The organism is Microbacterium sp. W4I20 (genome assembly GCF_030816505.1).
Taxonomy (GTDB): Bacteria; Actinomycetota; Actinomycetes; order Actinomycetales; family Microbacteriaceae; genus Microbacterium.
On the sequence record NZ_JAUSYB010000001.1, the window covers coordinates 3,543,411 to 3,563,688 of the forward strand.

18 protein-coding genes, 1 tRNA gene and 1 pseudogene are annotated in these 20,278 nt (G+C 69.0%); 9 read left to right on the forward strand and 11 right to left on the reverse strand.

Features of this window, described 5'->3' with window-relative positions:
• The 6 genes from QFZ21_RS17140 to QFZ21_RS17165 all read right to left on the reverse strand — a co-directional run bounded on the left by QFZ21_RS17140 (position 1) and on the right by QFZ21_RS17165 (position 5,964).
• On the reverse strand, positions 1-1,104 hold the full coding sequence (locus QFZ21_RS17140) for an iron chelate uptake ABC transporter family permease subunit (protein WP_307380005.1): 1,104 nt from the start codon (positions 1,102-1,104) through the stop codon (positions 1-3).
• On the reverse strand, positions 1,101-2,189 hold the full coding sequence (locus tag QFZ21_RS17145) for an iron ABC transporter permease (RefSeq protein WP_307380007.1): 1,089 nt from the start codon (positions 2,187-2,189) through the stop codon (positions 1,101-1,103). Before QFZ21_RS17145 ends, QFZ21_RS17140 begins: the two co-directional genes overlap by 4 nt.
• Entirely contained in the window at positions 2,186-3,247 is a 1,062-nt protein-coding gene (locus QFZ21_RS17150) for an ABC transporter substrate-binding protein (protein WP_307380009.1), read from the reverse strand. Before QFZ21_RS17150 ends, QFZ21_RS17145 begins: the two co-directional genes overlap by 4 nt.
• Before the next feature lie 162 nt (positions 3,248-3,409).
• The gene (locus QFZ21_RS17155) at positions 3,410-4,252 is read right to left on the reverse strand and encodes an AraC family transcriptional regulator (protein WP_307380012.1); all 843 of its coding nucleotides are present in this window, start codon (positions 4,250-4,252) and stop codon (positions 3,410-3,412) included.
• A gap of 99 nt (positions 4,253-4,351) precedes the next feature.
• On the reverse strand, positions 4,352-5,275 hold the full coding sequence (locus QFZ21_RS17160; protein WP_307380015.1) for a hypothetical protein: 924 nt from the start codon (positions 5,273-5,275) through the stop codon (positions 4,352-4,354).
• Complete coding sequence (locus QFZ21_RS17165; protein ID WP_307380017.1) at positions 5,272-5,964, reverse strand: hypothetical protein; 693 nt, start codon at positions 5,962-5,964, stop codon at positions 5,272-5,274. The genes QFZ21_RS17160 and QFZ21_RS17165 overlap by 4 nt, the downstream gene beginning before the upstream one ends.
• A gap of 199 nt (positions 5,965-6,163) precedes the next feature.
• On the opposite strand from QFZ21_RS17165, the gene QFZ21_RS17170 reads away from it, so the two are divergent.
• From QFZ21_RS17170 to QFZ21_RS17180, 3 genes are all read left to right on the forward strand, one after another.
• Positions 6,164-6,523, forward strand: coding sequence for a hypothetical protein (locus QFZ21_RS17170; RefSeq protein WP_307380019.1), 360 nt, complete (start codon positions 6,164-6,166; stop codon positions 6,521-6,523).
• 18 nt (positions 6,524-6,541) lie between these two features.
• Positions 6,542-7,003 carry a lysozyme gene (locus tag QFZ21_RS17175; protein WP_307380022.1) on the forward strand — a complete coding sequence of 154 codons (462 nt, stop codon included), beginning with the start codon at positions 6,542-6,544 and terminating at the stop codon, positions 7,001-7,003.
• Positions 7,004-7,099: 96 nt separating this feature from the next.
• Positions 7,100-7,175 (forward strand) — tRNA-Met (locus tag QFZ21_RS17180).
• Between the two features lie 49 nt (positions 7,176-7,224).
• Here the strand turns inward: QFZ21_RS17180 and QFZ21_RS17185 are convergent.
• Positions 7,225-8,223 (reverse strand): hypothetical protein, encoded by a 999-nt coding sequence (locus QFZ21_RS17185; RefSeq protein ID WP_307380024.1) that lies wholly within the window; start codon positions 8,221-8,223, stop codon positions 7,225-7,227.
• A 91-nt stretch (positions 8,224-8,314) separates the two neighbouring features.
• Positions 8,315-9,703, reverse strand: a complete 1,389-nt coding sequence (locus QFZ21_RS17190; RefSeq protein ID WP_307380026.1) for a hypothetical protein — start codon at positions 9,701-9,703, stop codon at positions 8,315-8,317.
• A 271-nt stretch (positions 9,704-9,974) separates the two neighbouring features.
• On the opposite strand from QFZ21_RS17190, the gene QFZ21_RS17195 reads away from it, so the two are divergent.
• A complete protein-coding gene (locus tag QFZ21_RS17195) occupies positions 9,975-10,766 on the forward strand; it encodes a DUF899 domain-containing protein (protein WP_307380028.1) in 792 nt (263 codons plus the stop codon).
• Between the two features lie 39 nt (positions 10,767-10,805).
• Here QFZ21_RS17195 and QFZ21_RS17200 read toward each other — a convergent pair whose 3' ends face one another.
• On the reverse strand, positions 10,806-11,627 hold the full coding sequence (locus tag QFZ21_RS17200; protein ID WP_307380029.1) for an alpha/beta fold hydrolase: 822 nt from the start codon (positions 11,625-11,627) through the stop codon (positions 10,806-10,808).
• Positions 11,628-11,701: 74 nt separating this feature from the next.
• On the opposite strand from QFZ21_RS17200, the gene QFZ21_RS17205 reads away from it, so the two are divergent.
• On the forward strand, positions 11,702-14,392 hold the full coding sequence (locus tag QFZ21_RS17205; RefSeq protein WP_307380031.1) for a hypothetical protein: 2,691 nt from the start codon (positions 11,702-11,704) through the stop codon (positions 14,390-14,392).
• 6 nt (positions 14,393-14,398) lie between these two features.
• Here the strand turns inward: QFZ21_RS17205 and QFZ21_RS17210 are convergent, their stop codons facing one another.
• Complete coding sequence (locus QFZ21_RS17210; protein ID WP_307380033.1) at positions 14,399-15,019, reverse strand: TetR/AcrR family transcriptional regulator; 621 nt, start codon at positions 15,017-15,019, stop codon at positions 14,399-14,401.
• 68 nt (positions 15,020-15,087) lie between these two features.
• Here QFZ21_RS17210 and QFZ21_RS17215 point away from each other — a divergent pair, with 68 nt between their 5' ends.
• Positions 15,088-16,371, forward strand: coding sequence for an MFS transporter (locus tag QFZ21_RS17215; protein ID WP_307380035.1), 1,284 nt, complete (start codon positions 15,088-15,090; stop codon positions 16,369-16,371).
• Between the two features lie 103 nt (positions 16,372-16,474).
• A complete protein-coding gene (gene arfB / locus QFZ21_RS17220; protein WP_307381339.1) occupies positions 16,475-16,915 on the forward strand; it encodes an alternative ribosome rescue aminoacyl-tRNA hydrolase ArfB in 441 nt (146 codons plus the stop codon).
• A gap of 231 nt (positions 16,916-17,146) precedes the next feature.
• Here arfB and QFZ21_RS17225 read toward each other — a convergent pair.
• A pseudogene (locus tag QFZ21_RS17225) lies at positions 17,147-18,997 on the reverse strand (bifunctional lysylphosphatidylglycerol flippase/synthetase MprF); the annotation flags it as partial.
• 87 nt (positions 18,998-19,084) lie between these two features.
• Between QFZ21_RS17225 and QFZ21_RS17230 the strand changes: the two are divergent.
• Together QFZ21_RS17230 and QFZ21_RS17235 are read left to right on the forward strand one after the other, a co-directional pair.
• Complete coding sequence (locus tag QFZ21_RS17230; protein ID WP_307380037.1) at positions 19,085-19,738, forward strand: hypothetical protein; 654 nt, start codon at positions 19,085-19,087, stop codon at positions 19,736-19,738.
• The gene (locus tag QFZ21_RS17235; RefSeq protein WP_307380038.1) at positions 19,735-20,274 is read left to right on the forward strand and encodes an RNA polymerase sigma factor; all 540 of its coding nucleotides are present in this window, start codon (positions 19,735-19,737) and stop codon (positions 20,272-20,274) included. The genes QFZ21_RS17230 and QFZ21_RS17235 overlap by 4 nt, the downstream gene beginning before the upstream one ends.
• The last annotated feature ends 4 nt before the right edge of the window (positions 20,275-20,278 follow it).

The window sequence follows — 20,278 nt, forward strand, 5'->3', positions numbered from 1 at the left end:
TCACGCGCGGCGCGCGTACTGCGCGGCGAGCAGCCAGGCCAGATAGATTCCGCCGACCGAGACCGTCACGACGCCGACGGGCACGGCGACGAGCTGCCCGACAGCATCCGACACCACGACGAGTGCGGCGCCGGTCAGCATCACGGGCACCGTGCCCATCGGGGTGTTCGAGCGGGTGAGCCGCTGCGAGATCTGCGGTGCGGCGAGAGCGATGAACGAGATGGGGCCGGCGGCGGCGGTGACGAGCGCGATCAGGGCGACGCCGAACACCATCGCGGCGAGGCGGGTGCGGCCCGGGCTGATGCCCAGCGACGTCGCGGCGTCGTCGCCCATCTCCAGCACGGGGAGGGTGCGGTTGAGGGGGAGGGAGAGCAGCGTGACGATCCCGAACACGATCGCGGCGGGGATGAGTTGGTCGAAGCCGAGGGAGGCGAGCGAGCCGGCCCCCCACGTCGCCGCCATCATCGCTTTCTCGACGCTGACCGAGATCAGGATCCACGAGGTGAGCGAGCCGAGACCGGCGGACACGCCGATGCCGACGATGATCAGGCGGAACGACGACAGGGTGTTCTTGCTGGCGAGCACGTAGACGAGCAGCGCCGTGAAGAGTCCCCCGATCAGCGCGCCGGCCGCCTTGAACATGTAGGTGTTCAGCTCGAGCACGACCATCGTCAGGGTCACGCCGAACTGCGCGCCGACGCCGAACCCGATGATGTCGGGGGAGCCGAGCGGGTTGCGCGTGAGCGACTGGAAGATGCCGCCGGCCAGGGCGAGCGCCGCGCCGCACAACACCGCGAACAGCACGCGCGGCAGGCGCCACTCCAACACGACCTGGCGGATGTCGGGATCCGACGACGGATCCACCACGGCGCGGAGCACGGCGCCGAAGTCCACCTCGTAGGCGCCGATCGTCATCGAGGCGAGCCCGGTGCCGACGATCACAACGGCGAGAGCCGCGCACACGACGACCGCGCGCAGCGGGATCAGGCCCGCGATCCGTGCGGTCTCGATGCGGAGCTGGCGGCGGCCGAAGTCGACCGGTGCGAATTCCGCGGCGGCGACGTCGGAATCCTGCCCGGTGGCAGACCGCTGATCGACGGTCACAGTCCACTCACCCGCTTGCGTCGGACGAGCATGATCAGGATCGGCGCACCCAGCAGGGCGGTGACGATCCCGACGCGCAGCTCACCGCTGGGGAGCACGATGCGTCCGAGGACATCCGCGAGCAGCAGGAACGCCGGTCCGACGATCATCGAATAGGAGAGCACCCAGCGCTGATCGGGGCCGGTGAACCAGCGGACGACGTGCGGGATCATGAGGCCGACGAAGGCGATGGGGCCGGCGGCCGCGACGCTCGTTCCGGCGAGCAGAGTGACGGCGATGATCACCAGCACTCGCGTCACGCGGACGCGCGCCCCAAGGGCCTGCGCCAGGTCGTCGCCCAGCGCCAGCGCGTTCAGTGAGCGCGCGCACAACAGGCCGATGAGGAGCCCGAGGGCGATCAGCGGTCCCGCCCAGGCGAGCTGGTCGATGGTGCGTCCGCCGATCGAGCCGACGCCCCAGAAGCGCATGACCTGGAGCGTCCCGAGGTCGCGCAGCACGATCGCGGTGGTGAAGCCGGTGAATGCGGCACCGAGCGCGACGCCGGCGAGCGTGAGCTTCATCGGGGTGGCACCGGACCGGCCGAAGGAGCCCAGGGTGTAGACCAGCAGCGTCAGCACGAAGGCGCCGAGCAGGGCGAACGGGACGTAGGCCCCGGGAGTCGTGAGTCCGAGCACTCCCACCGCGAACGTCACGGCGAAGGAGGCGCCCGCGTTCACGCCGAGGATGCCGGGGTCGGCGAGCGGATTTCGGGTGAAGGCCTGGATGAGTCCCCCGCACACGGCGAGGGCGGCGCCCACCACGATGCCGAGAAGGGTCCGGGGCACCCGCAGCTCCCGCACCATGAGGTGCAGCGGGTCGGCGTCGTCGTACGACAGCAGTGCGTTCAGCACCGTGACCGGATCGATCGCGCGGTTGCCGACGGCGAGGGAGGCGATGGATGCTGCCGCCAGCACCACCGCGGCGAGGACGAGCCCCGCCGCGAGTGCCGCGGTGCGGTGCGGGGAGTCGTCTGCGCGACTCCCCGCACCCGTGTTCGAGGTTCCGGTGGCGTCCTGGGTCGCTGCCGGGCGGGGGAGAGAGGTCACTTCCCTGCGATCGTGGGCTCGCCCTGCAGCGCGCCGGCGAGGTCGTCGACGTACTTCGGGAGGATGTACTTCAGCGACAGCACGGTCGGTGCGCTGATGGCGGAGGCCTCGGCGTCGTCGGCGTAGATCACGTAGGAGCCGGCCGCGATCGGCTCCCAGCGGGAGACGACCTTGTTCTCGACCGTGTACTTGCCCTCGTCGGCGCTGCCGCCCCATGCGGCGAACAGATCGGCCTGCACGTCGTAGAGCTTCTCCAGGCTGACCCCGGTGTACCAGTTGTCGCCCTCGGCGCTCGCGAGGAAGCTGTCCATCGCCGAGGTCGAGGTGAACCCCAGTGCCTCGGTGATGCGCACGCGCGGGTCGTACTCGAGGTACACGCCCAGGTCGGTCCCGCCCTCGTTCAGCGTGAGTCCCCAGACGAACGTCTTGTCGTCGAACTCGGGGTGCTCGTCGGCGAGCGAGGTGATCAGCTCCTCGGTCTCGCCGATCAGCTCCTCCGCCTTGGCTTCCTCCCACATCGCGGCGCCGACGGTGCGCGTCATCCCCTCCCAGGTGCCGGGATTCCAGGGGCCTTCGACGTACGGCACGGTCGGTGCGATCTCGGTCAGTCGCTCGTATTCGACATCCGTCACGCCCGAGTAGAGGCTGAGGATCAGGTCGGGCTTGAGCGCCTTGATCGCCTCGTAGTTCGGGCCGTCCTCGAGGAAGGGGATGATCTCGGGGGTCTCGCCGTACTCGTCGGTCACGAACTCCTCGAACCAGGGCTGGTAGCCGCTCTCGTCCGCGCCCCAGACCTCCTCCATGCCGACCGGGTTCGTGCCGAGGGCGGCGACGATGTCGGGTGTCATCCATCCCAGGGTGACGATGCGCTGGGGCTTCTTCGAGATCACGGTCTCGCCGTGTCCGTGCTCGATGACCACGCCGTCGGCGGCAGTCGGCGCGGATTCCGCGCTGTCGGCGGATGCCGTGCAGCCGGCCAGGGCGAGGGCTGCGGCGACGGCCGCAGCGACGAGGGCGGAGCCTCGGCGGATCTTCGGGCGCGCAGAAGCGTGCGTCATGATTCTCCTTCAGAGAAAGGGGGAGGGTGAGCCGCACCACCGCGGCGAGAAGTTAGGTAAGCATGCCCTAACACTTCGATGCTAGGACGGATATCTCGACGTCAGTGTCGACAGAGCGACGAGTTGTGTCGGGAAAACGACGAACCGGTGTCCGGGCCCGGCTCAGCGCCAGTACAGCTGGTGGGCGGAATCCGCCTGCACGCGCGACACATGCTGCCGAGGGGTGAGGCCGAAGCGCTCCTTGAAGGCGGCGGAGAACGCGCTCGTCGTGGCGTATCCGCACCGATGCGCGGCCGCGCCGATCGGGGTGCCGTCGACGATCAGCCGGGCGGCGAGCGTCATCCGCACGCCGGTGCGCCAGCGTCCGAAGCTCATGCCGATGTCGTTCTGGAAGATGCGCAGCACGGTCCTCTCGTGGAGCCCGTGTTCGATGAACAGATCCACGGCGCCGCGCGGATCGCCCGGGTCGGCGAGGACGGCCTGCACAAGAGGCCGCACGCGCTCGTCGGTCGGCATCGGCACCTCGCCCCAGCCGTCCGCCGACTCCGCGCTCGGCTGCTGCAGCATCTCGATGAGCACCGATTGGATGCGCACGCGCAGATCCGTCGGCATGTCGTTGATGCCGAGATGGAGCAGCATCTCCTGCACCGCACGAGGCACCAGCACCCGGGCGATCCCGTCGATCGGAGCGATCAGTGAAGCATCCGGGATGTACGTGTAGCAGCCGATCGAATCACGTTCATGGTGCGCGGTGTGCGGTGTATGCGGCGGAATCCACACTCCCTGCCCCGGAGCGAGGCGCCAGCGGGCGTCCTGCAGATGCAGCCACACGGTGCCTCGATAGCACCAGGCGAGCATGGCATCCGGATGCGAGTGCGGAGGGGAGAGCGGCCGTGTTCCGGCGTCGTCGCCGGTCACGACGCCGGTGCCCATCAGGTACGGTGCGCTGACCGTCGACGGATGCGTGGGACTCGCGTCCCAGTCATCCTGCCGATATGAGTTCATCTGGTGCTCCGCGGCGCACGGCCACCGTCGTCGCCGTGGCGGGGGAGCCGCCGAGCCTGCCGTGCCCGTCAATGCTAGCCGGGTGTCGGCGGCAGGCCCCTAGTCGACGGTGGTGACGCCTGCCGGGTTCTCGTCGTTCCAGCGCTGGAAGGTCTGCACCCACCAGAACGCCGCGAAGAGCGCGAGTGCGAGGGCTTCGCCGATGAGCACCAGCGGGAAGCCGCCGAGCGAGTTGCGGAGGACGAAGGCGGCGACGAGCATCACCAGGTCGGCGATCATCAACCCCGCCACCCAGCGGTAGAAGACCTTCTGCCACAGCTCGGGAGTCTTCTCGGTGGGATCTGCAACTCCCCGAGCGTGAAGGATCGGCACCGCCGCGAATGTTCCGAAGAAGAGCAGGGTCGCGAGGAAGTGGAGGCTCTGCGGGAGCGGCCAGAAGTTGAGCGGGAAGGCGTCGTTCAGCCCGGGGACGAAGGTGAAAACGGCGAACACCGCCGCGGTGACGACGGCGATGCTCGAAACGAGGAGGGCGCTCGGGGTCGTGATCCCCTGGTGCTTGCGGATCCACATCATCGTGAGAACGACCACGATCACGACGATGACGTACACCGCGACCCCGAGGCGGGCGTCCTCCAGGTACTGCCCGGGGACGCAGTCGTCGGTCCCCGGGCAGGTCAGGTCGCCGATCGGGCGCTCCGCGTTGATGCCGGTGGGGATGATCGCGATGAGAGGGGCGAACAGCGCGGCGATGTCGAGGAGCGTCGGGGCTGGCCCGCGCCCGGAGAGGGCCAAGAGCGCGAGCGAGGCGGCGATCAGAGCCCCGGTGAAGATGCTGCGCACCGGCGTGTAGAAGTAGTGGCTGATCGAGGGGAGCACCTGCCAGCCCACGGTGAACGGCTCCCACGACACCACGAACGACTGGACCGCCACGCTCGCCAGCAAGGTGAACACGACGAAGACCAGGGAGAGCCGGAGGTACCGGTGCGTCTTTCGGCCCGTGGGGGTGAGTGCGGCGGTGGTCATTGGAGTGCCAGGAAGGCGAGACTCTGCGCGAGCTGCCCCTTGTTCAGGGTGTTGATGTCGCCGACTCCTGCGACCTGGAAGGTGCGTCCGTCGACACCGTATGCGTACACCCACGGCCGGTTGAAGTTGAAAGGATTCGTGCTCACCCGCTGCACATTCCACTCGAAGCGCTGCCGAAGATCTTCGCTGATCCCGTCGACATCGACGAACAGGACGTTGGTATTCGGCATCGTCGCGGCATTCGCCTCGATCAGCAGCGTGGCCACCTGCTTCGCGGTGTCCTTGACCCCGGCGGTGTTCAAGACCAGCGTGAGTGCTTTGACCGCGGTGTCGTCCAGCTTCAGCTTTCCCAGGTTGCCCGCGATCTGGCTCACGACGGTGAAGATGAAGTCCATGTAGCTGTCGACGGTCGCGATGTCCAGCTCGCCCTGCCAGGCGTAGACGGGGACGATCTCGAGGTCGTGCTTGTCGAGGCGAAGATGGAGGTCCCAGAATCCCCGGAGCTTCAGCTGGGCGAGCTGACGCACGACCTCCACCCAGTTCGGGTCGTCCTGCGCGCGGGTCAGAGCGGCGTCGACCTCGGGGCCGGCGCCGGGCAAGACGAACGGCGCGGCGACGAGCTGATCCAGCGGAACGCGGCGGAAAGCCTGCGCTTCCAGGGATCGGGTCAGAACAGGGTGCAGGTCCATGTCTCTCTCCTTTGAGAGCGATATCGCCGGGTGCGGCCCGATGTGGCCGCCCCGCCCCGATCGGCCGCATCTGCTCGTGACAGTACACCTGTGCCGCCATCCTCACCAGAGCGCAGATGGGCTCGGAATGTGCCCCTTGTTCCGTGTGATCCAGGGGAGGAGAATCCGGATCGGGGGCTGGGGAAAAGGGGACCATCGCATGGCTGAAGACTTCTCGCAGGCTTCGCTCTTCATCCGCTCGTGTTCGTTCGCTGAAACGCATTTCGGGTTGAACGTCAACGAGTGCAATGCGCCGGGTGCACCGGCGCGGTGGGGGCCGGTGACTCCGGGCGCCCACTCGCGAAACTCGTACCACTATCGAGGTCGCGCTGCGGACCTCGTCGGCTCGGAGGCGAACATGCAGCGGTTCGTGACCTGGGCGATCGACACGCACCTGGGTGAGCTGGCCGAGCTCATCCACAATCCGGGCGGATCCGTCGACAGCGGCAGGCGCGTGCCGCCGTCCTTCTGGGGTGCGGCCTGGGCCGGGCACAGGAATCACGTCCACTTCGCCATCTGACGCCGGAGAGGAACGATCGTGGCGAACGGGAACATCAGCTCGAAAGGGCTGGACTTCATCGCGGGATGGGAGGGCTTCCGTGCGCGGCTCTACAACGACGCCCTCGGGCACTGCACGATCGGCTTCGGACACCTCGTGCACCGCGGCGGATGCTCGGGAGCGGAGCCACCGGGGTTCAAGGACGGCATCACTCGGGCAGAGGGCATCGCGCTCCTCCGCGCGGACAGTCAGATCGCGGTGCGCGCGGTGAACGCAGGCGTGCACGTTCCGCTCACCCAGCACAAGTTCGATGCGCTGGTCAGCTTCACGTTCAACGTGGGCACCGGCGCCTTCCAGGGATCGACGCTGCTGCGGGTCGTGAACGAGGGGCGTCATGCCGACGTCCCCGCGCAGCTCTCGCGCTGGACGAACAAGGGACTGCCCGGCCTCGTCAATCGCCGGCGGGCGGAGTCGAACCTCTACGTGCACGGCACATACTGATCGACGCGAGCCGCTGACGTCATTCTTCGACTCATGGTGTTATCCCAGGCAACGGTCCTGGCGGCGAAGGTCACGGCCGGGTAACGTCGTCCTCATCGCGGCGATCCGGGCGGTCCCGGGCCTCAGCTCATACCTGATGGCGTGGCGGGTTCGACTCCCGCCGTCGCGTCCACTTCCCCTCGACGGGGTTCCCGCGTTCAGATCATGTGCGGGGTGGCTGCTCAGCCGCCCTCGCCCGCCAGACGGGCGCGGCGCTCCTCTTCGCGCTTCGAGTACGTGGCGGCGCGGATGGCTTCGTCCGACTCCAGGCCCGTTCCGAGCGCCCCGCCGAGCGTGGCCACCGATGCGACGAACCAGGTGAGTACGAACAGATCGCCGTGGGTGATCGTTCTGCCGAGCGTTTCGCTGATCACCTCCGGATCGAGCACGAACAGGGCCCATGCGAGATTGACGATGTACAGGGCCAGATAGCAGATGACTACTCCGAAGATCAGAGTCAACAGGGTCGAGGTGTTGTAGAGCCTGGACCGGTCGCGCGCCTCGGGCGAATCGTCGTCGGGGCGGTCCCAGAGTTTGCCGTCGATCACGATCCAGGCGATGACGATCGCGATGGACGCGAAGGTCGCGGCGGCGAGCCGCCATCCCGAAAGGGAGTCGGCGAGCGACCAGATCGTCGACTGTATCGTCGCCGCAGCCCCCGTGGCCAGGGCTGCGACGAGTGCGGACTTGAGTCCTGCCGCGAGTCGCCACGGACGGTTGGCGAGCACCATGCCGAGGAGCACGCGCCAGCGGGCGCTCGGCCCGGGGAGGGGCAGGAGCTGCTCTTCCGGCGTGGTGGGCTCGGCCATGTCGTTGACCAATCCTCGCACTGCGCGGCGGGCGCGGTCCTGCACACGGAAACCGCCGAGTGCGGGCAGCGAGAGGACTGCGGATTGTCGTTGGGGGTCGATCGCGGCCAGGAGGTAGCGGCCGTCGTCGTCGCGAAGCGGGAGCTCGGTCACACCGACGACGAGTGCCCAGTCGTTCTTATCGGCATGTGCTCGGAGCCGTTCCAACGCGGTGTCGACGGCCTCAGACCCCAGGGTGAAGGGCTCGCTGACGAGATCGATGGACCAGTCATCCGCTTCCGCTCTGGGCGGCGGCGAGAGGTCGGTTATGCGACGCGCGACGAGGGTGGGCGAAGCCGGATCGGCCACGAGACCCACGCGGATGGTATGCATCTTCGCAACGTACACCCGCGCCGTTCTCGGCGCAGCGAAGCCGCGACCCCTCCGTGGCGAGATCGCGGCTCCGATCGTGCAGTGCTGCAGATCAGTTCAGCGTGAACGTGGTGGTCTGCGTGTTGCCCGCCACGTCGTACACGACCAGCGTGTTCACCCCGACCACCGCGCCGAACGTGCCCGGCTTGATGAAGTTGACGTCGGACCAGGCGTTGTTCGTGAGGTCCTTGACCTTGCCGTTGATGGTGACCTTGTCGATCTTTCCGGCATCCGACAGCTTGAAGCTCACGAGGTCGTAGACGCCGTTCGCGCCGATCGTGAACTTCTCGCCCGTCTTCACGGTCGCCTTCGGCGCGGTCGCGTCGATCGTGAAGGTGAACGACTTCGTCTGCGAGATCTTGCCCGTGACATCCTGCGAGTTGTACTTGACGGTGTACTCGCCGTCGGCCAGGGCGACCGTCGCCGTGTGCGATGCACTCGTGCCGGTGACCGCGGTCTGCGTGCTCTTGATGAGCGTGCCGCCCTGATAGACGTTGGCGACGATGCGCTTCAGGCCCGTGTCATCGGTCGCATCGACCCGCACGTTCAGCGCCGAGAACGGACCGGCGGTCGTGGGGGAGACGAGGGTCGCGGTGGGCTTGTGCACGTCCGGGATCGGCTCGAGGGCGACCGTGAAGGCGGGGTTCCAGAAGTAGTTCCACACCTGGGTCGAAGAGAACCAGTAGGCGCCGCCGCGCTCGGTCACGGTGAAGGCGCTGTTGTCTCCCGCGGTGACGTCGGCGACCCGGAAGCCGGCAGGAGGCGTGACCCGCACCCCGAGCTCGCCGGGGAGGTGACGGATGTACCCCGAGGGCTGGAATGCCTCGTAGGTGCCGGGCTGGAAGTCGTACTCCGTCGCCGGGTACCAGTCGTCGCCCGAGCCGAGCTCGACGGTCGCGAGACCGGAGGCGGGAGTTCCTTCGGCGTTCACGACGTTCGCGACGAGCCGCAGGGCCGACATGCCGATCAGGCGCTCCTCGCCGTCCGCGTCGATCTCGATGTCGAGCACGCCCTGCGGACCGAAGTACTCGGCCGTCGCGAGGCGGGTGATCTCGGTCGCGTCCGTCGCTCCGGTGGCGTCGAACAGCACCTCGCCCGGAGGGTTGTTCGGGTAGCCGAGGTAGAGCTTCGCCGGACCGACCGGGATGTCGGTGAAGCGGTACAGGCCGTCGGCATCCGCGCTCAGGTAGTGCCGGGTGCCGTCGACATCGATCAGCTGCGCCGCGTGCGACGTGTTGAGGCGGTCGACGTCGCCGCTCGACGCCGTCTTGCTCGTGTCGTACAGGCCGTCGGCATAGCGGTCGTCGAACCGCGTGACCGTCAGCGAGCCGGTCGTGGCGTCAGTGGCGTCGGTGTCTTGTGCGAGCGCGGGCAGCGGTGCCGCGATCAGGGCGGTGGCCAGGCCTGCGGCCGCCCACCCCGTCATCTTGCTGATTCTCATGTGCATCCCCAGTGTCGAGCATGGCGTGCAGCCGGACGGTCGCCGGCCCATTCCTGAACCTAGGCGTGCAGTATTCCGGTCTCCAGCGACTTCCCGCTTGTTCACCCAGCCTTCAGACCCGGCGCCCTCGCGTTCACCTGGCGGTCACAGGCGTGCCCCGATCGCCGTGAGTCGAGCCGCCCCGAGAACGCCGCGATCTCGGCAGCGACTACCGCCGTCGCGTCCACTTCCCCTCTGGTCCGATCGTGACCGGCGGCGTACGGTTCGATGCATGACGACACCGATGGGAAACCTGCCCGCGGTCGTCTCCGCAGACGAGTGGCTCGTCGCGCGGAAGGCGCTGCTGGCCCAGGAGAAGGAGCTCACGCGGGCTCGTGACCGGCTCAACGCCGAGCGTCGACGACTGCCGATGGTGCGGGTCGAGAAGGAGTACCGCTTCACGGGGCCGGACGGCGAGGTCTCGCTCGACGACCTGTTCGACGGGCGGCCGCAGCTGGTGATGCATCACTTCATGTTCGCGCCCGACTGGGATGCCGCGTGCGCCAGCTGCTCGTCTGCTGCCGACCAGATCGGAAACCTGCGTCAGCTGCACGTGCGCAACACGACCCTCGTCGCCGTCTCGCGTGCGCCGTTCCCCCAGATCGCCGCCTACCGCGAGCGGATGGGGTGGGGGTTCCCGTGGTTCTCGTCGTACGACAGCGACTTCAACTGGGACTTCCATGCCACTCTCGACGACCGCGTCGCACCCGTGCAGCTCCACTTCCGCGACGAATCGGAGCTCGAGAGCACCGGCACGCCGTGGACCGGCGCCGGCTGGACCGCCGACATGCGCGGCGAGGAGATGCCCGGCATCAGCGTGTTCCTCCGCGTCGACGACGACATCTTCCACACCTACTCGACCTTCGGCCGCGGCATCGAGGAGTTCCACAACGGCTACCCGCACCTCGACCTCACGCCGCTGGGGCGCCAGGAGGAGTGGGAAGAGCCGGCCGGACGGGCGCAGTCGCTGGGGCTGCAGGTCGGCGGACCGTCCATGCGCCCGCCCGACGAGTACGACGTCTGAACCGCGGCGCGTCCCCGCAGACCGAGTGGCTCCCCGGCGTCAGAGGCTCGACCAGAACGCCACGATCTCGGCCGCGAGCTCGGCCGGCCGCTCGACCGGTATGAGTGTCCGCGATCCTGCGATGACCCGGGTTCGAGCATCTGGAATCCGGGCGGCCGCGGCCTCCATGATCTCGGGCGTCCATTCGCCGCGGTCGTCTCCGCTGACGAGCAGAGCCGGGGCCGCGATGCGCGGAAGCCGGTGCGTGGCATCCCCTCGATTGATGATGAACGAGGTCACGGTCGCGGCGATGCTCCGCCGGGGCGCCCGCGTGAGGGCATCGTCGATGACATCGGTCATGCCGCGATCCTTCGCGTGCGCGGGGATCAGCTGCGCATCGTGGATCACATGCTTCAGGTGCGGGATCGGACCGAAATGCGCGAGCACCTGATTGGCGATGATCAACTTGATCCGGAAGACCGGGTCGATCGGCTCCACCGGGGAGCTGATCGCCACCAGCGAGCGGATGCTGTCGGGGAAGAGCGCGGCAGCGGCCATCCCCACATGGCCTCCCCAGGCCGCGCCCACCCAGTCGACGCGCCCACCCGCGTCCAGCTGCTCGATGATCTGCGCGCCGACCTCCGCGCACTCCTCGATCGAGCTCACCCGCCCCAGCGGTGCACTCGCCCCGTAGCCCGGCCCGTCGATGACGACGAGCGTGCGGTGGGGGGCGAGATCGTGGATGACGCGTCCCCAGGAGTCGCCGTCCACGAACATGCCGTGCCACAGCAGGGCGTGGGGTCCTTGTCCCACCACCGTCGCAGCGATGTCGCCGAGCGAGGTGCGGAATCGGGTCTGAATCGGTGCATCGGTGTGTTCCATGTGTTCAGCCTGGCTGTGTGGATCGGTCGGTCCCGGCATCCATCCGCTCTGCAACGTTCGTGCAATGATGCAGCGTGGGCTCCGTGCATCTGCAGCTTCTCGACGAGGTCGTCGTCACGGCCGATGGCGTGCGCGTCGACGTCGGCGGGCCCCGGCCGCGCGCACTCATCGCACGGCTCGCCCTCGAACGCGGCCGCTCCGTCACGCTCGATGATCTGATCGATGACCTCTGGGGCACGGGATCGCCGCAGCTGCGCACCACGCTGCGCGCGTACATGTCGCGTCTGCGTGCGACGGCACTCGGTCCCTGGCTCGACGGCGGCAGGGCCGGATATCGACTCGCGGCGGACCCCGGTCTGTCGGTGGACCTCTGGATGCTGGAAGACGCGCTCTCCGGACGCGACGCCGTGCTGGGTGATTCCGAGCGAGGACTGATCGAACACTGGCGTGCGGCGCCACTGCAGGGCATCGGCGAGCCCCCGTTCGCCGATGCCGCCCGCTCCCACATCCGCGACGCCGTCGACACCCTTCGCCTTCGCGACGCGAGGGCACACCTCGAGGCCGGACGCGTCGACCGCGCTCTCGCGGTGCTGCACTCCCTGCGCGCCGCGCATCCGGACGACGACGACGTACTCGCGCTCGCGAGGATCGCGCAGACACGTGCGGCGCCCGCCGACCGGGCGCTGGCCCGGTTCGCCGCCGCGAGCTCGAATGCCGTCACGACCCCGGATGCCGTCGCGCCCGCTGATCGATCCGGCCGCGCTCTCCACCGAGGCGAGCCCTCCCGCGCGCCCCATCCGGCGAGCATCGCCCGCCGTCGCGGCATCCCCGCCCCGATCGCCGGGATCGTCGGACGTCGTGACGAGCGCGCGGCGCTCACGGCCGCCTTCGATGTCGCCCGTCTCATCACACTCACCGGTCCCGCCGGTGTCGGGAAGACCAGACTGGCGGTCGACTGGGTGGGCAGCGAGGCCGTCGCGGGCGAGGAGCACATCTGGTTCGTCGGCCCCGGGGCCTCGGCTGATGAGCAGGTCGGCGAGCGGATCGCCGCCGTCGTCGGCGCAGCGGAGTCGACTCCGCACAGCATCGCGACGCACCTCGCGGACCGTCGCGGCATCCTCGTGATCGACGGCGCCGACGCATCAGCGCCGGAGGTCGCAGCGATCGCGGTGGCGGTGCTCACTGCGGCTCGGGGTCTCGCCGTGCTCTGCACCTCGCGACGCGCACTCGGGGTTCCGGGGGAGAGCGTGCTCCGCATCGAGCCGCTTGCGATCGCGGAGGCGCGACAGCTGTTCGCGGACAGATACCTGGCCGATCCGCCGCCGGCCGACGCGGTCGCACGGCTCGTCGAGAAGCTCGGCAGACTGCCTCTGGCGATCGAACTCGCCGCGGCACGTGCTGCCGTGATGCCGCTGGACGAGGTCGCCGAGTCCATGCTGCGCGATCTCCATCCGTCGGGAGATTCCGAGCAGGTTCCCCTCGCCTCGGCACTCCGTTCGTCGCTGGCCCTGCTCACCGCCGAGCAGCGCGAGACACTGCGCGAGGTCTGCGGCTTCGCGGGCCCCTTCGATCGTGCCGCCGTCGCGGCGGTGTGCGGAGAGCGCCGACGCGACGCCGATCTCGATCAGCTCGTCTCCTTCTCCCTCATCGCCGCGGAAGACGGCGGCGCGGGCCCGGTCTTCCGCGTCTCCGAGATCGTCCGTCGCGCGACCCTCGCGGGTGAGACTCCGGGCGAGGAGTGGTCGCGACGGCATCGCGAGTGGTTCGCCGCCGAAGCGAGCCGCGCATCCGTCGAGCTGACGACGGAAGGCTCCGACATGCGCATCCGTAGCCTCCGTGGCGAGTGGCCCGACATCTCCGCAGCCTTCACCTCGGCCGAGCGTGCCGGAGACACGGCCACGGCCGCGGTCATCGCCGGCAGTCTCCTCTGGTTCGCCGTCCGGGCGGGAAGGCAGCAGGAGTTGCTCGCGCTGACCCGCAGAGCGGCCGGGATGCCGGGGGTGGTGAATGCCGCCGTCCAGGCGCAGCTCGCTCTGACCCGCGGTTTCCTCGCCTACCAGCTGGGCAGCATGCAGGAGGCTGCCCGAGAGATCTCCGCCGCCCGCGATCCGGCGGAGCGCTCCGCAGATCCCGTGCTTCGGGGCGTTGCCCGCGCCTTCGCGGCGTACCTGCTCACGCTCGATCCGCGCTCGGTCGCCGATCCCCAACGCGACCTCGCCGCAGCCCTGCAAGAACTGGATCGGATGCCGCCCGCCGCGGCGGCGATGGTCATGCTGATCGGCGGCCAGGTACATCGGGGATCCGGCCGCGCCAGGGAGGCGATCGCCCTCCTCGAGCGTGCCGGTGCGCTCGCGACGCGGTGCGGGCACGACTGGGTCGCGCTGATGGCGCCGGTGGTGGCGGCGAAGGTGCACCTCGACCTGCGGCAGGGATCCGCAGCGATCGCCGCACTCGTGCCCGCCGTGCGGCGCAGCGCCGAGGCCGGTGATCCGGTGTCTCTGCTGATCGCCGCATCCGTCGCGGCCGGAGCCGCAGCGGCACTCGGCGACGATGCGACCGGCGCTCGGATCATCGGAGCCGTCGATGCGATCGGTCGGCGCTACGGCTTCGATCCGCGCGCGAACGAGCCGGCCGACTTCGAGCTGTACCTGCACCGGGTCAGGGAGGGGCTGACACCCGCGGAGTGGCGCGACGCCTATGCGCAGGGCCTGCGCTGTGATGTCGAGGAGCTCGTGGAGCTCACGGTCTCCATCGCCGACCGCTGACGCCGGTCACTCGGATTGCCCGTCGCGAGCGATCCGTTCCTCGATGGGCGCCCAGCCCGTCTCCAGGACGGAGAACCCTGCCTCCAGGGTGCCGAGCGGATCTTCGCTCTCGTTGACGAGCAGCTGCAGCTGCAGCATGAACCGCGAATAGACGCGGATCTCGGCGGTGGGCTCGGAGAGCCCGAGCTCGTCGGCGATGGCGTCGGAGAGAGCGTCCTCGTGCCGGAGCCACATCTTCGCGGCATAGTCGCGCAGCGCGGGCGTCTCGTTGAGGAAGCGCATGAAGGTGCGGGTGACCTCGTCGCCGTGCTCCACGACGTTCGCTGTCATCTCGGTCGCGTAGAAGTCGTGGATGGCGCGATTGATGGTGCTGCCGTCGGGGCGGTCGCGCACGGCGGAGACCAGCCGGTCCCGTTGCTCGTCGTCTTCATCGAACACCAGCGCCTCCTTCTGGGCGAAGTGGGCGAAGACGGTGGTGGGAGAGACGTCGGCGGCATCGGCGACCTCGCGGATGCTGACGTTGTCGAAACCGCGCTCGAGGAACATCATGGTCGCCACATCCGAGATCGCTTTGCGCGTCGCGGCCTTCTTCCGCTCGCGGCGGCCGAGGGGTTCCGATGTCGTCATGCCTGCAGTCTAGCGAAGTCGATACAAAACTGGCTTGACACCAAAACTGGTATGGATACACTTTTGGTATGACTTCAACCATTTCCTCGATCCGCCGCGCCAACCGCGCGTGGATCATGCTCATCGTGCTCACGATGCTCACCGTCATCGGTATGACGGTCGTACTCCCGGTACTCCCGTTCGTCGTGCTGCAATATGTGTCCGAAGAGAAGGACCTCGCCATCTGGGTCGGCGTGCTGGAGGCCGTCAACGGGCTCTGCGCCTTCCTCGTCGCACCGTTCCTCGGCCGTCTGTCCGACCGGTTCGGTCGTCGTCCCGTGATCATCGGCGCCGCGTTCGGGGCCGCATTCGCCATGGTGCTGTTCGGCATCGGCGGCGCGATCTGGGTCCTCGTCCTCGCCCGGGTCATCCAGGGCCTGACGGCCGGCGACCTGCCCGCTCTGTTCGCCTATCTCGCCGACATCACGCCGCCCGAACAGCGGGCGAAGCGATTCGGTCTCCTCGGCGCTCTCTCCGGCATCGGGATGATGATCGGACCGGCCGTCGGCGGACTGCTCGCGGCGATCAGCATTCAACTCCCCGTCTTCCTCACCGCCGCGGTCGGCCTCACGATCGCGATCCTCAGCATCTTCCTGCTGCCCGAGAGCCTGAAGCCGGAGAACCGCATCTCGGCGATCACCCTGCGCGACGTGCAGCCCTTCGCCGTGTTCAGGAACGCGTTCCGACGCGTGGAGCTCCGCGGCCTGCTCATCGGCTTCGCGCTGCTCGCCCTGCCGTTCGGCTTCTTCGTGAACAACTTCAGCGTGCTGGCGCTCGACTCCATCCAGTGGGGACCGACCCAGATCGGCCTGCTCACCGCCGCCGTCGGCATCATCGACATCCTCATCCAGGGCGTGCTGCTCGGCATCCTGCTCCCGCGCATCGGAGAACGCGGCGTGATCGTGAGCGGAATCGTCGCGCAGATGATCGGACTCGCCGCTCTCGCCATCGTGGCCTCGGTCTTCGCCCAGCCGTGGGTGTTCATCATCGGTGCCCTCATGCTCGCCGCGGGTCAGGGCGCCGCGACCGCGGCGATGGACGGTGCGATGTCGAACGCCGTCGGCGATGACGAGCAGGGCTGGCTCGGCGGGGTCACCCAGTCGCTGAACGCGGCGATGGGGACGGCCGCGCCGCTCATCGCCGGGGCGCTCTACGCGTTGGTCAGCCCCGCCGCCCCGTACTGGCTCGGCGTCGCGCTGATGATCCTCGCCATCATCGTGGTCGCCCGCGCGCACATCGCGAACACCGCCAAGGGTGCGCCGATCGACGCGCCGGATGCTCCGGCCGAGGCCCTGCCCGCGCCCACTCGCTGAAAACGTCGCAGGACGACACGAACCTCGCAGCAACCCCCGGGATTCCTGCGAGGTTCGTGCTGTGCTGCGCGTCTTCTGCACGGGCGAAGAGGATGATGGATGCATGGCCGCTCCTCACCGCCCCGGTCTCCGGGTGAACTCGGGGGTCACGATCCCGGAGTCGGAGCTGTCGTGGCGGTTCTCCCGGTCGTCCGGCCCCGGCGGACAGGGCGTGAACACCGCGGACTCCCGCGTCGAACTCCTCTGGGATGCCGCGCGATCGGCGGCGCTGTCGCCGGTGCAGCGCGAACGGCTCCTCGAACGGCTCGCCGGTCGCCTCGTCGACGGGATGCTGACGATCGCGGCATCCGAGCACCGTGCGCAACTGCGAAACCGGGAAGCCGCCCGCGAACGGCTGGCCGCGCTGGTCGCCGAAGCCCTGCGTCCGCCGGCATCCTCGCGGCGTGCGACCAAGCCGAGTCGAGGTTCGAAGGAGCGCCGGCTGAAGGCGAAGCAGCGCCGCACCGACGTCAAGCAGCTCCGGCAGCGGCCCCGCGACTCCTGACCCGCTAGTCCGTCCCGCCGCGCACGAGCTCGAGACCTGCCCCCGCGAACTGCCGCAGGGTCGCATCCGGCAGGAAGGCCCGGGTGAGTGCGCCGCCGATGCGGGTGAGGTCGCTCTCGTCGCGGAACAGGAGATACATGGTCTCGTACCGCGGGTGGAACTTCTGCTTGAAGCGGTGTGCAGCGACCCGAAGCCGTAGACGGGCTCGAGGGCGTCGGCGAGCTTGTCGCTGAGGGCCGCGATCACACCGGCATCCGGTGGATAGTCGTGCGCGAGCGGGGCGCCGGAGAGGGACATGATCTCGGCGCCCTCCTCGGAGAACTGCTTCGCCGAGGAGCCGATCAGGTACTCCATGACCGGGCCGAAGCCGCCGTCGCGCCGTCGCATGAGGTCGAGTGTCCAGCCGCGCACGACGCCGTCACCGCCGTAGACGGGAAGCCAGGAGAGGAACCCGTCGACGTCGCCGTTGGGTGCGAGCGCCAGTGCCAGCCGCACGGCCGGGTCCTCGGCCTCGTCGAGGGTGCCGAGGGTGAAGCGCATCTCGGGCAGGTCCTTATCGCCGACCCAGGCCTCCGAGATCGCCCGCACCTGCTGCTGCACACCCCACGGCTCGACCTTCAGCTGCGTCATCCGGAAGGTCATCGACTCGCGGCCCGCCCGGTTGAGGGAGGAGCGCACGGAGTTCCACCGCTTGCCGGTGAACTCCAGTCCTGCGAGGTCGACGATGGTGTCGTCCGCGACGACGATGCTCCGCCAGGTGGAGGGGACCGCGGCGCGCGTCGCCTCGTCGGCGCTGAAGTAGCAGGGCACGAGTCCCGCCTGCTCGGCCGCGCGGATGAACTCCGCGACAGCATCCGCCCTGTCTGCCGCCGGCCCGATCGGATCCGCGAGGGCCAGCGCGACCCCGTTCCGGCGCTGGTAGGCGACCACGCCGCCGGCGACCCGCGCGTAGCTGTTGCCCTCCCAGGTCGTCATCCACGACAGCGTCCCTCCGCCGTGGGCGCGCAGTTCAGTCTTCACCTCGTCGATGGTCGGCGCGGGCTGGATGCCGAGCGTCGACTTGCGTTTGGCATGGAACGCACGCCGCACCCACACCAGGTACACGAGCATGATCAGCCAGAGGAAGCCGTTCGCCAGCGGCAGCTCGGTCTCGCCGTCCCAGCGCACGTCGAGCTCGGCCTGACTGGTCAGTGTGATGAGCGCCAGCACCAGCGCGGCGGTCAGGAGGTTGTAGAGCCCGAGCAGGATCGCCATGATCCAGGCCCACCGGCGCCCTCGACGCAGGCCGGTGACGAGCAACAGGATGACGACGAGGTCGACCGCGAGATCGATGAACCCTCCGGATGCCGGCTCCGTCGGACCGAACGGGCCGTCCGTGGGGACGAACACGCTGATGATCTCGATCGCCCCGAGGACCATCACGGCGACCACGGCGATCAGGCGCTGCTCGCGGACGGTCGTGCGCCGCACGCGCAGCGACCGATCGACGACCAGGATCAGCAGCACGGCCAGCAGGTGCTCGAGGTCGGCGACCTTGCCCCAGAACAGCATCGCGATGAACACGAAGCCGAGCAGGATGAGCCAGCCGCGCACGCGCCACGGCGGCCGGAACAGTCCGACCGCCGCCGCGATACAGGCCATCGTGCCGCCGGAGGCGCCGACATCCAGCGCCTGCGCCTGTGTCGCCGCCCACGCCCACGGAACCTGCGAGGCCAGCAGCAGCACGAGCGCGGTGGCGAGGATCGCGAACAGCTGCCCGATCCAGTAGTACGCGAGCGCCACGCGCGAGCCGCGGACGAACTCCAGGTACGCCATGCCCCAGAAGCCGGAGATCGTGAACACGTACACCCACGGCTCGTTCACGAAGAAGGTTCCGGTCAGCGGCGTCCACCACTTCCCGTCGGTCAGATTCGGCAACCCGTAGGCCACGTTCCGGAACAGCGCGGTGTCCTCGAACGGCGCCCACAGACCCTGCCAGATCACTCCGACGGCGAGGATCAGCAGCACCATCGTCACGGTCGCCGGAATCCGCCGCACGACCGAGAGGACGGGGTGGGTCGTGCGCGCGGGGGCCTCGTTCATGCGCTCAGCGTAGCGAGGGCGGGGCGGCCGTTCGGAGAATTCGGCCGCGGCTGTGGACGTTTCGCCCGGTGCTGCACATATACAGGTATGGAACGCATCGAGGAGAACACCATGTCGGGGGATGGCGAGGATCAGGGCGACCGTGCCCTGCGCGACGCAGGCGCGCTGATCGCACCGCGCTCGCCAGAGCTAGAGGAACAGCTCGCGCGCCTGACGGTCGCCACGAGGTCGGCGGCTCGGTCGCATCGATACCGTCGCCCCGGCATGGTGGCCGCCGGGGCAGGTCTCGCCCTGCTCTTCGCCGGCGGCGCCGTGGCAGCGGCGGCGACCGGACTCTGGCACCCTTGGGCGGAGAGTCCGGACGGCACGTTCCGATACAGCCTCCCGAGCGGTGTCTCGTGCGAAGAGCGAGTGGGCGACATCCGCGCCGAGAACCCCGAGGTGCAGACCGCGATCCAGGAGATCTTCCGGTCCATCGACGTGGTGGCCGCCGCCGACGTCGAAGGAGCCGAGAAAAGGCTGCGCGGCGAGCCGGAAGCGATCGCGATCGCCGAGGACTGGATCGACGCGGGGCACACCGAGCTCACGACCACAGACGACGTGCTGGCGCAGATGGCCACGTCCCGCGCGGTGAACGACGTCGTGATGGCCGAGCTCGAAGAGCGCGGATTCGACACCGATGTTCCGGAGAACATGATCTCCGTCCGCGGTCAGGCGATCTGCGACGGGGGAGCGCAGTGATCCGGCCTGCCTCCCGCGACTCCTCGCCTCGCGGGCTCGACAGCATCGCCGCGAACGCCTCCGACCTGCTCGCGTACTTCGAACGGCGCACGGAGCGGGCGGATGCCGCCGACCTCCTCTCCGAGACCATGCTCACGGCCTGGCGACGCATCGATACCCTGCCCGACGACGAGACCGAGGCGCGGATGTGGCTGTTCGGGGTCGCCCGGGGCATCCTCGCCAACGCTCAGCGCGCGTCGGTGCGTCGGTGGAAGCTCGCGGAGCGGTTGCGCGGTCACCTGGAGTCGCACCCGGCGCACCACGACGATGCCTCGGCGATCGACGTGCGGGATGCCGTACGCCGACTGCCCGATGATCTGCGCGACCTCATCGGCCTGGTGCACTGGGAGGGGTTCACGATCGAGGAGGCGTCGACGATCATCGGCATCCCGTCGTCGACGGCGCGGGGGCGGTATCAGAATGCGCGACGACTTCTGGCGCAGACGCTGTCGCCGGCGCTCACCGACTCAGGTGCTCCCTCGCCGGGAGGCGCCTGAGCCG

What these genes read in the sequence shown, in the direction of transcription:
- QFZ21_RS17185 (WP_307380024.1), bottom strand. Translation starts at nt 8,223, where the DNA reads ATGCATACCATCCGCGTGGGTCTCGTGGCCGATCCGGCTTCGCCCACC.
- QFZ21_RS17155 (WP_307380012.1), bottom strand. Translation starts at nt 4,252, where the DNA reads ATGAACTCATATCGGCAGGATGACTGGGACGCGAGTCCCACGCATCCG.
- QFZ21_RS17165 (WP_307380017.1), bottom strand. Translation starts at nt 5,964, where the DNA reads ATGGACCTGCACCCTGTTCTGACCCGATCCCTGGAAGCGCAGGCTTTC.
- QFZ21_RS17200 (WP_307380029.1), bottom strand. Translation starts at nt 11,627, where the DNA reads ATGGAACACACCGATGCACCGATTCAGACCCGATTCCGCACCTCGCTC.
- QFZ21_RS17215 (WP_307380035.1), top strand. Translation starts at nt 15,088, where the DNA reads ATGACTTCAACCATTTCCTCGATCCGCCGCGCCAACCGCGCGTGGATC.
- QFZ21_RS17195 (WP_307380028.1), top strand. Translation starts at nt 9,975, where the DNA reads ATGACGACACCGATGGGAAACCTGCCCGCGGTCGTCTCCGCAGACGAG.
- QFZ21_RS17170 (WP_307380019.1), top strand. Translation starts at nt 6,164, where the DNA reads ATGGCTGAAGACTTCTCGCAGGCTTCGCTCTTCATCCGCTCGTGTTCG.
- QFZ21_RS17190 (WP_307380026.1), bottom strand. Translation starts at nt 9,703, where the DNA reads ATGAGAATCAGCAAGATGACGGGGTGGGCGGCCGCAGGCCTGGCCACC.
- QFZ21_RS17160 (WP_307380015.1), bottom strand. Translation starts at nt 5,275, where the DNA reads ATGACCACCGCCGCACTCACCCCCACGGGCCGAAAGACGCACCGGTAC.
- QFZ21_RS17230 (WP_307380037.1), top strand. Translation starts at nt 19,085, where the DNA reads ATGGAACGCATCGAGGAGAACACCATGTCGGGGGATGGCGAGGATCAG.
- arfB (WP_307381339.1), top strand. Translation starts at nt 16,475, where the DNA reads ATGGCCGCTCCTCACCGCCCCGGTCTCCGGGTGAACTCGGGGGTCACG.
- QFZ21_RS17150 (WP_307380009.1), bottom strand. Translation starts at nt 3,247, where the DNA reads ATGACGCACGCTTCTGCGCGCCCGAAGATCCGCCGAGGCTCCGCCCTC.
- QFZ21_RS17210 (WP_307380033.1), bottom strand. Translation starts at nt 15,019, where the DNA reads ATGACGACATCGGAACCCCTCGGCCGCCGCGAGCGGAAGAAGGCCGCG.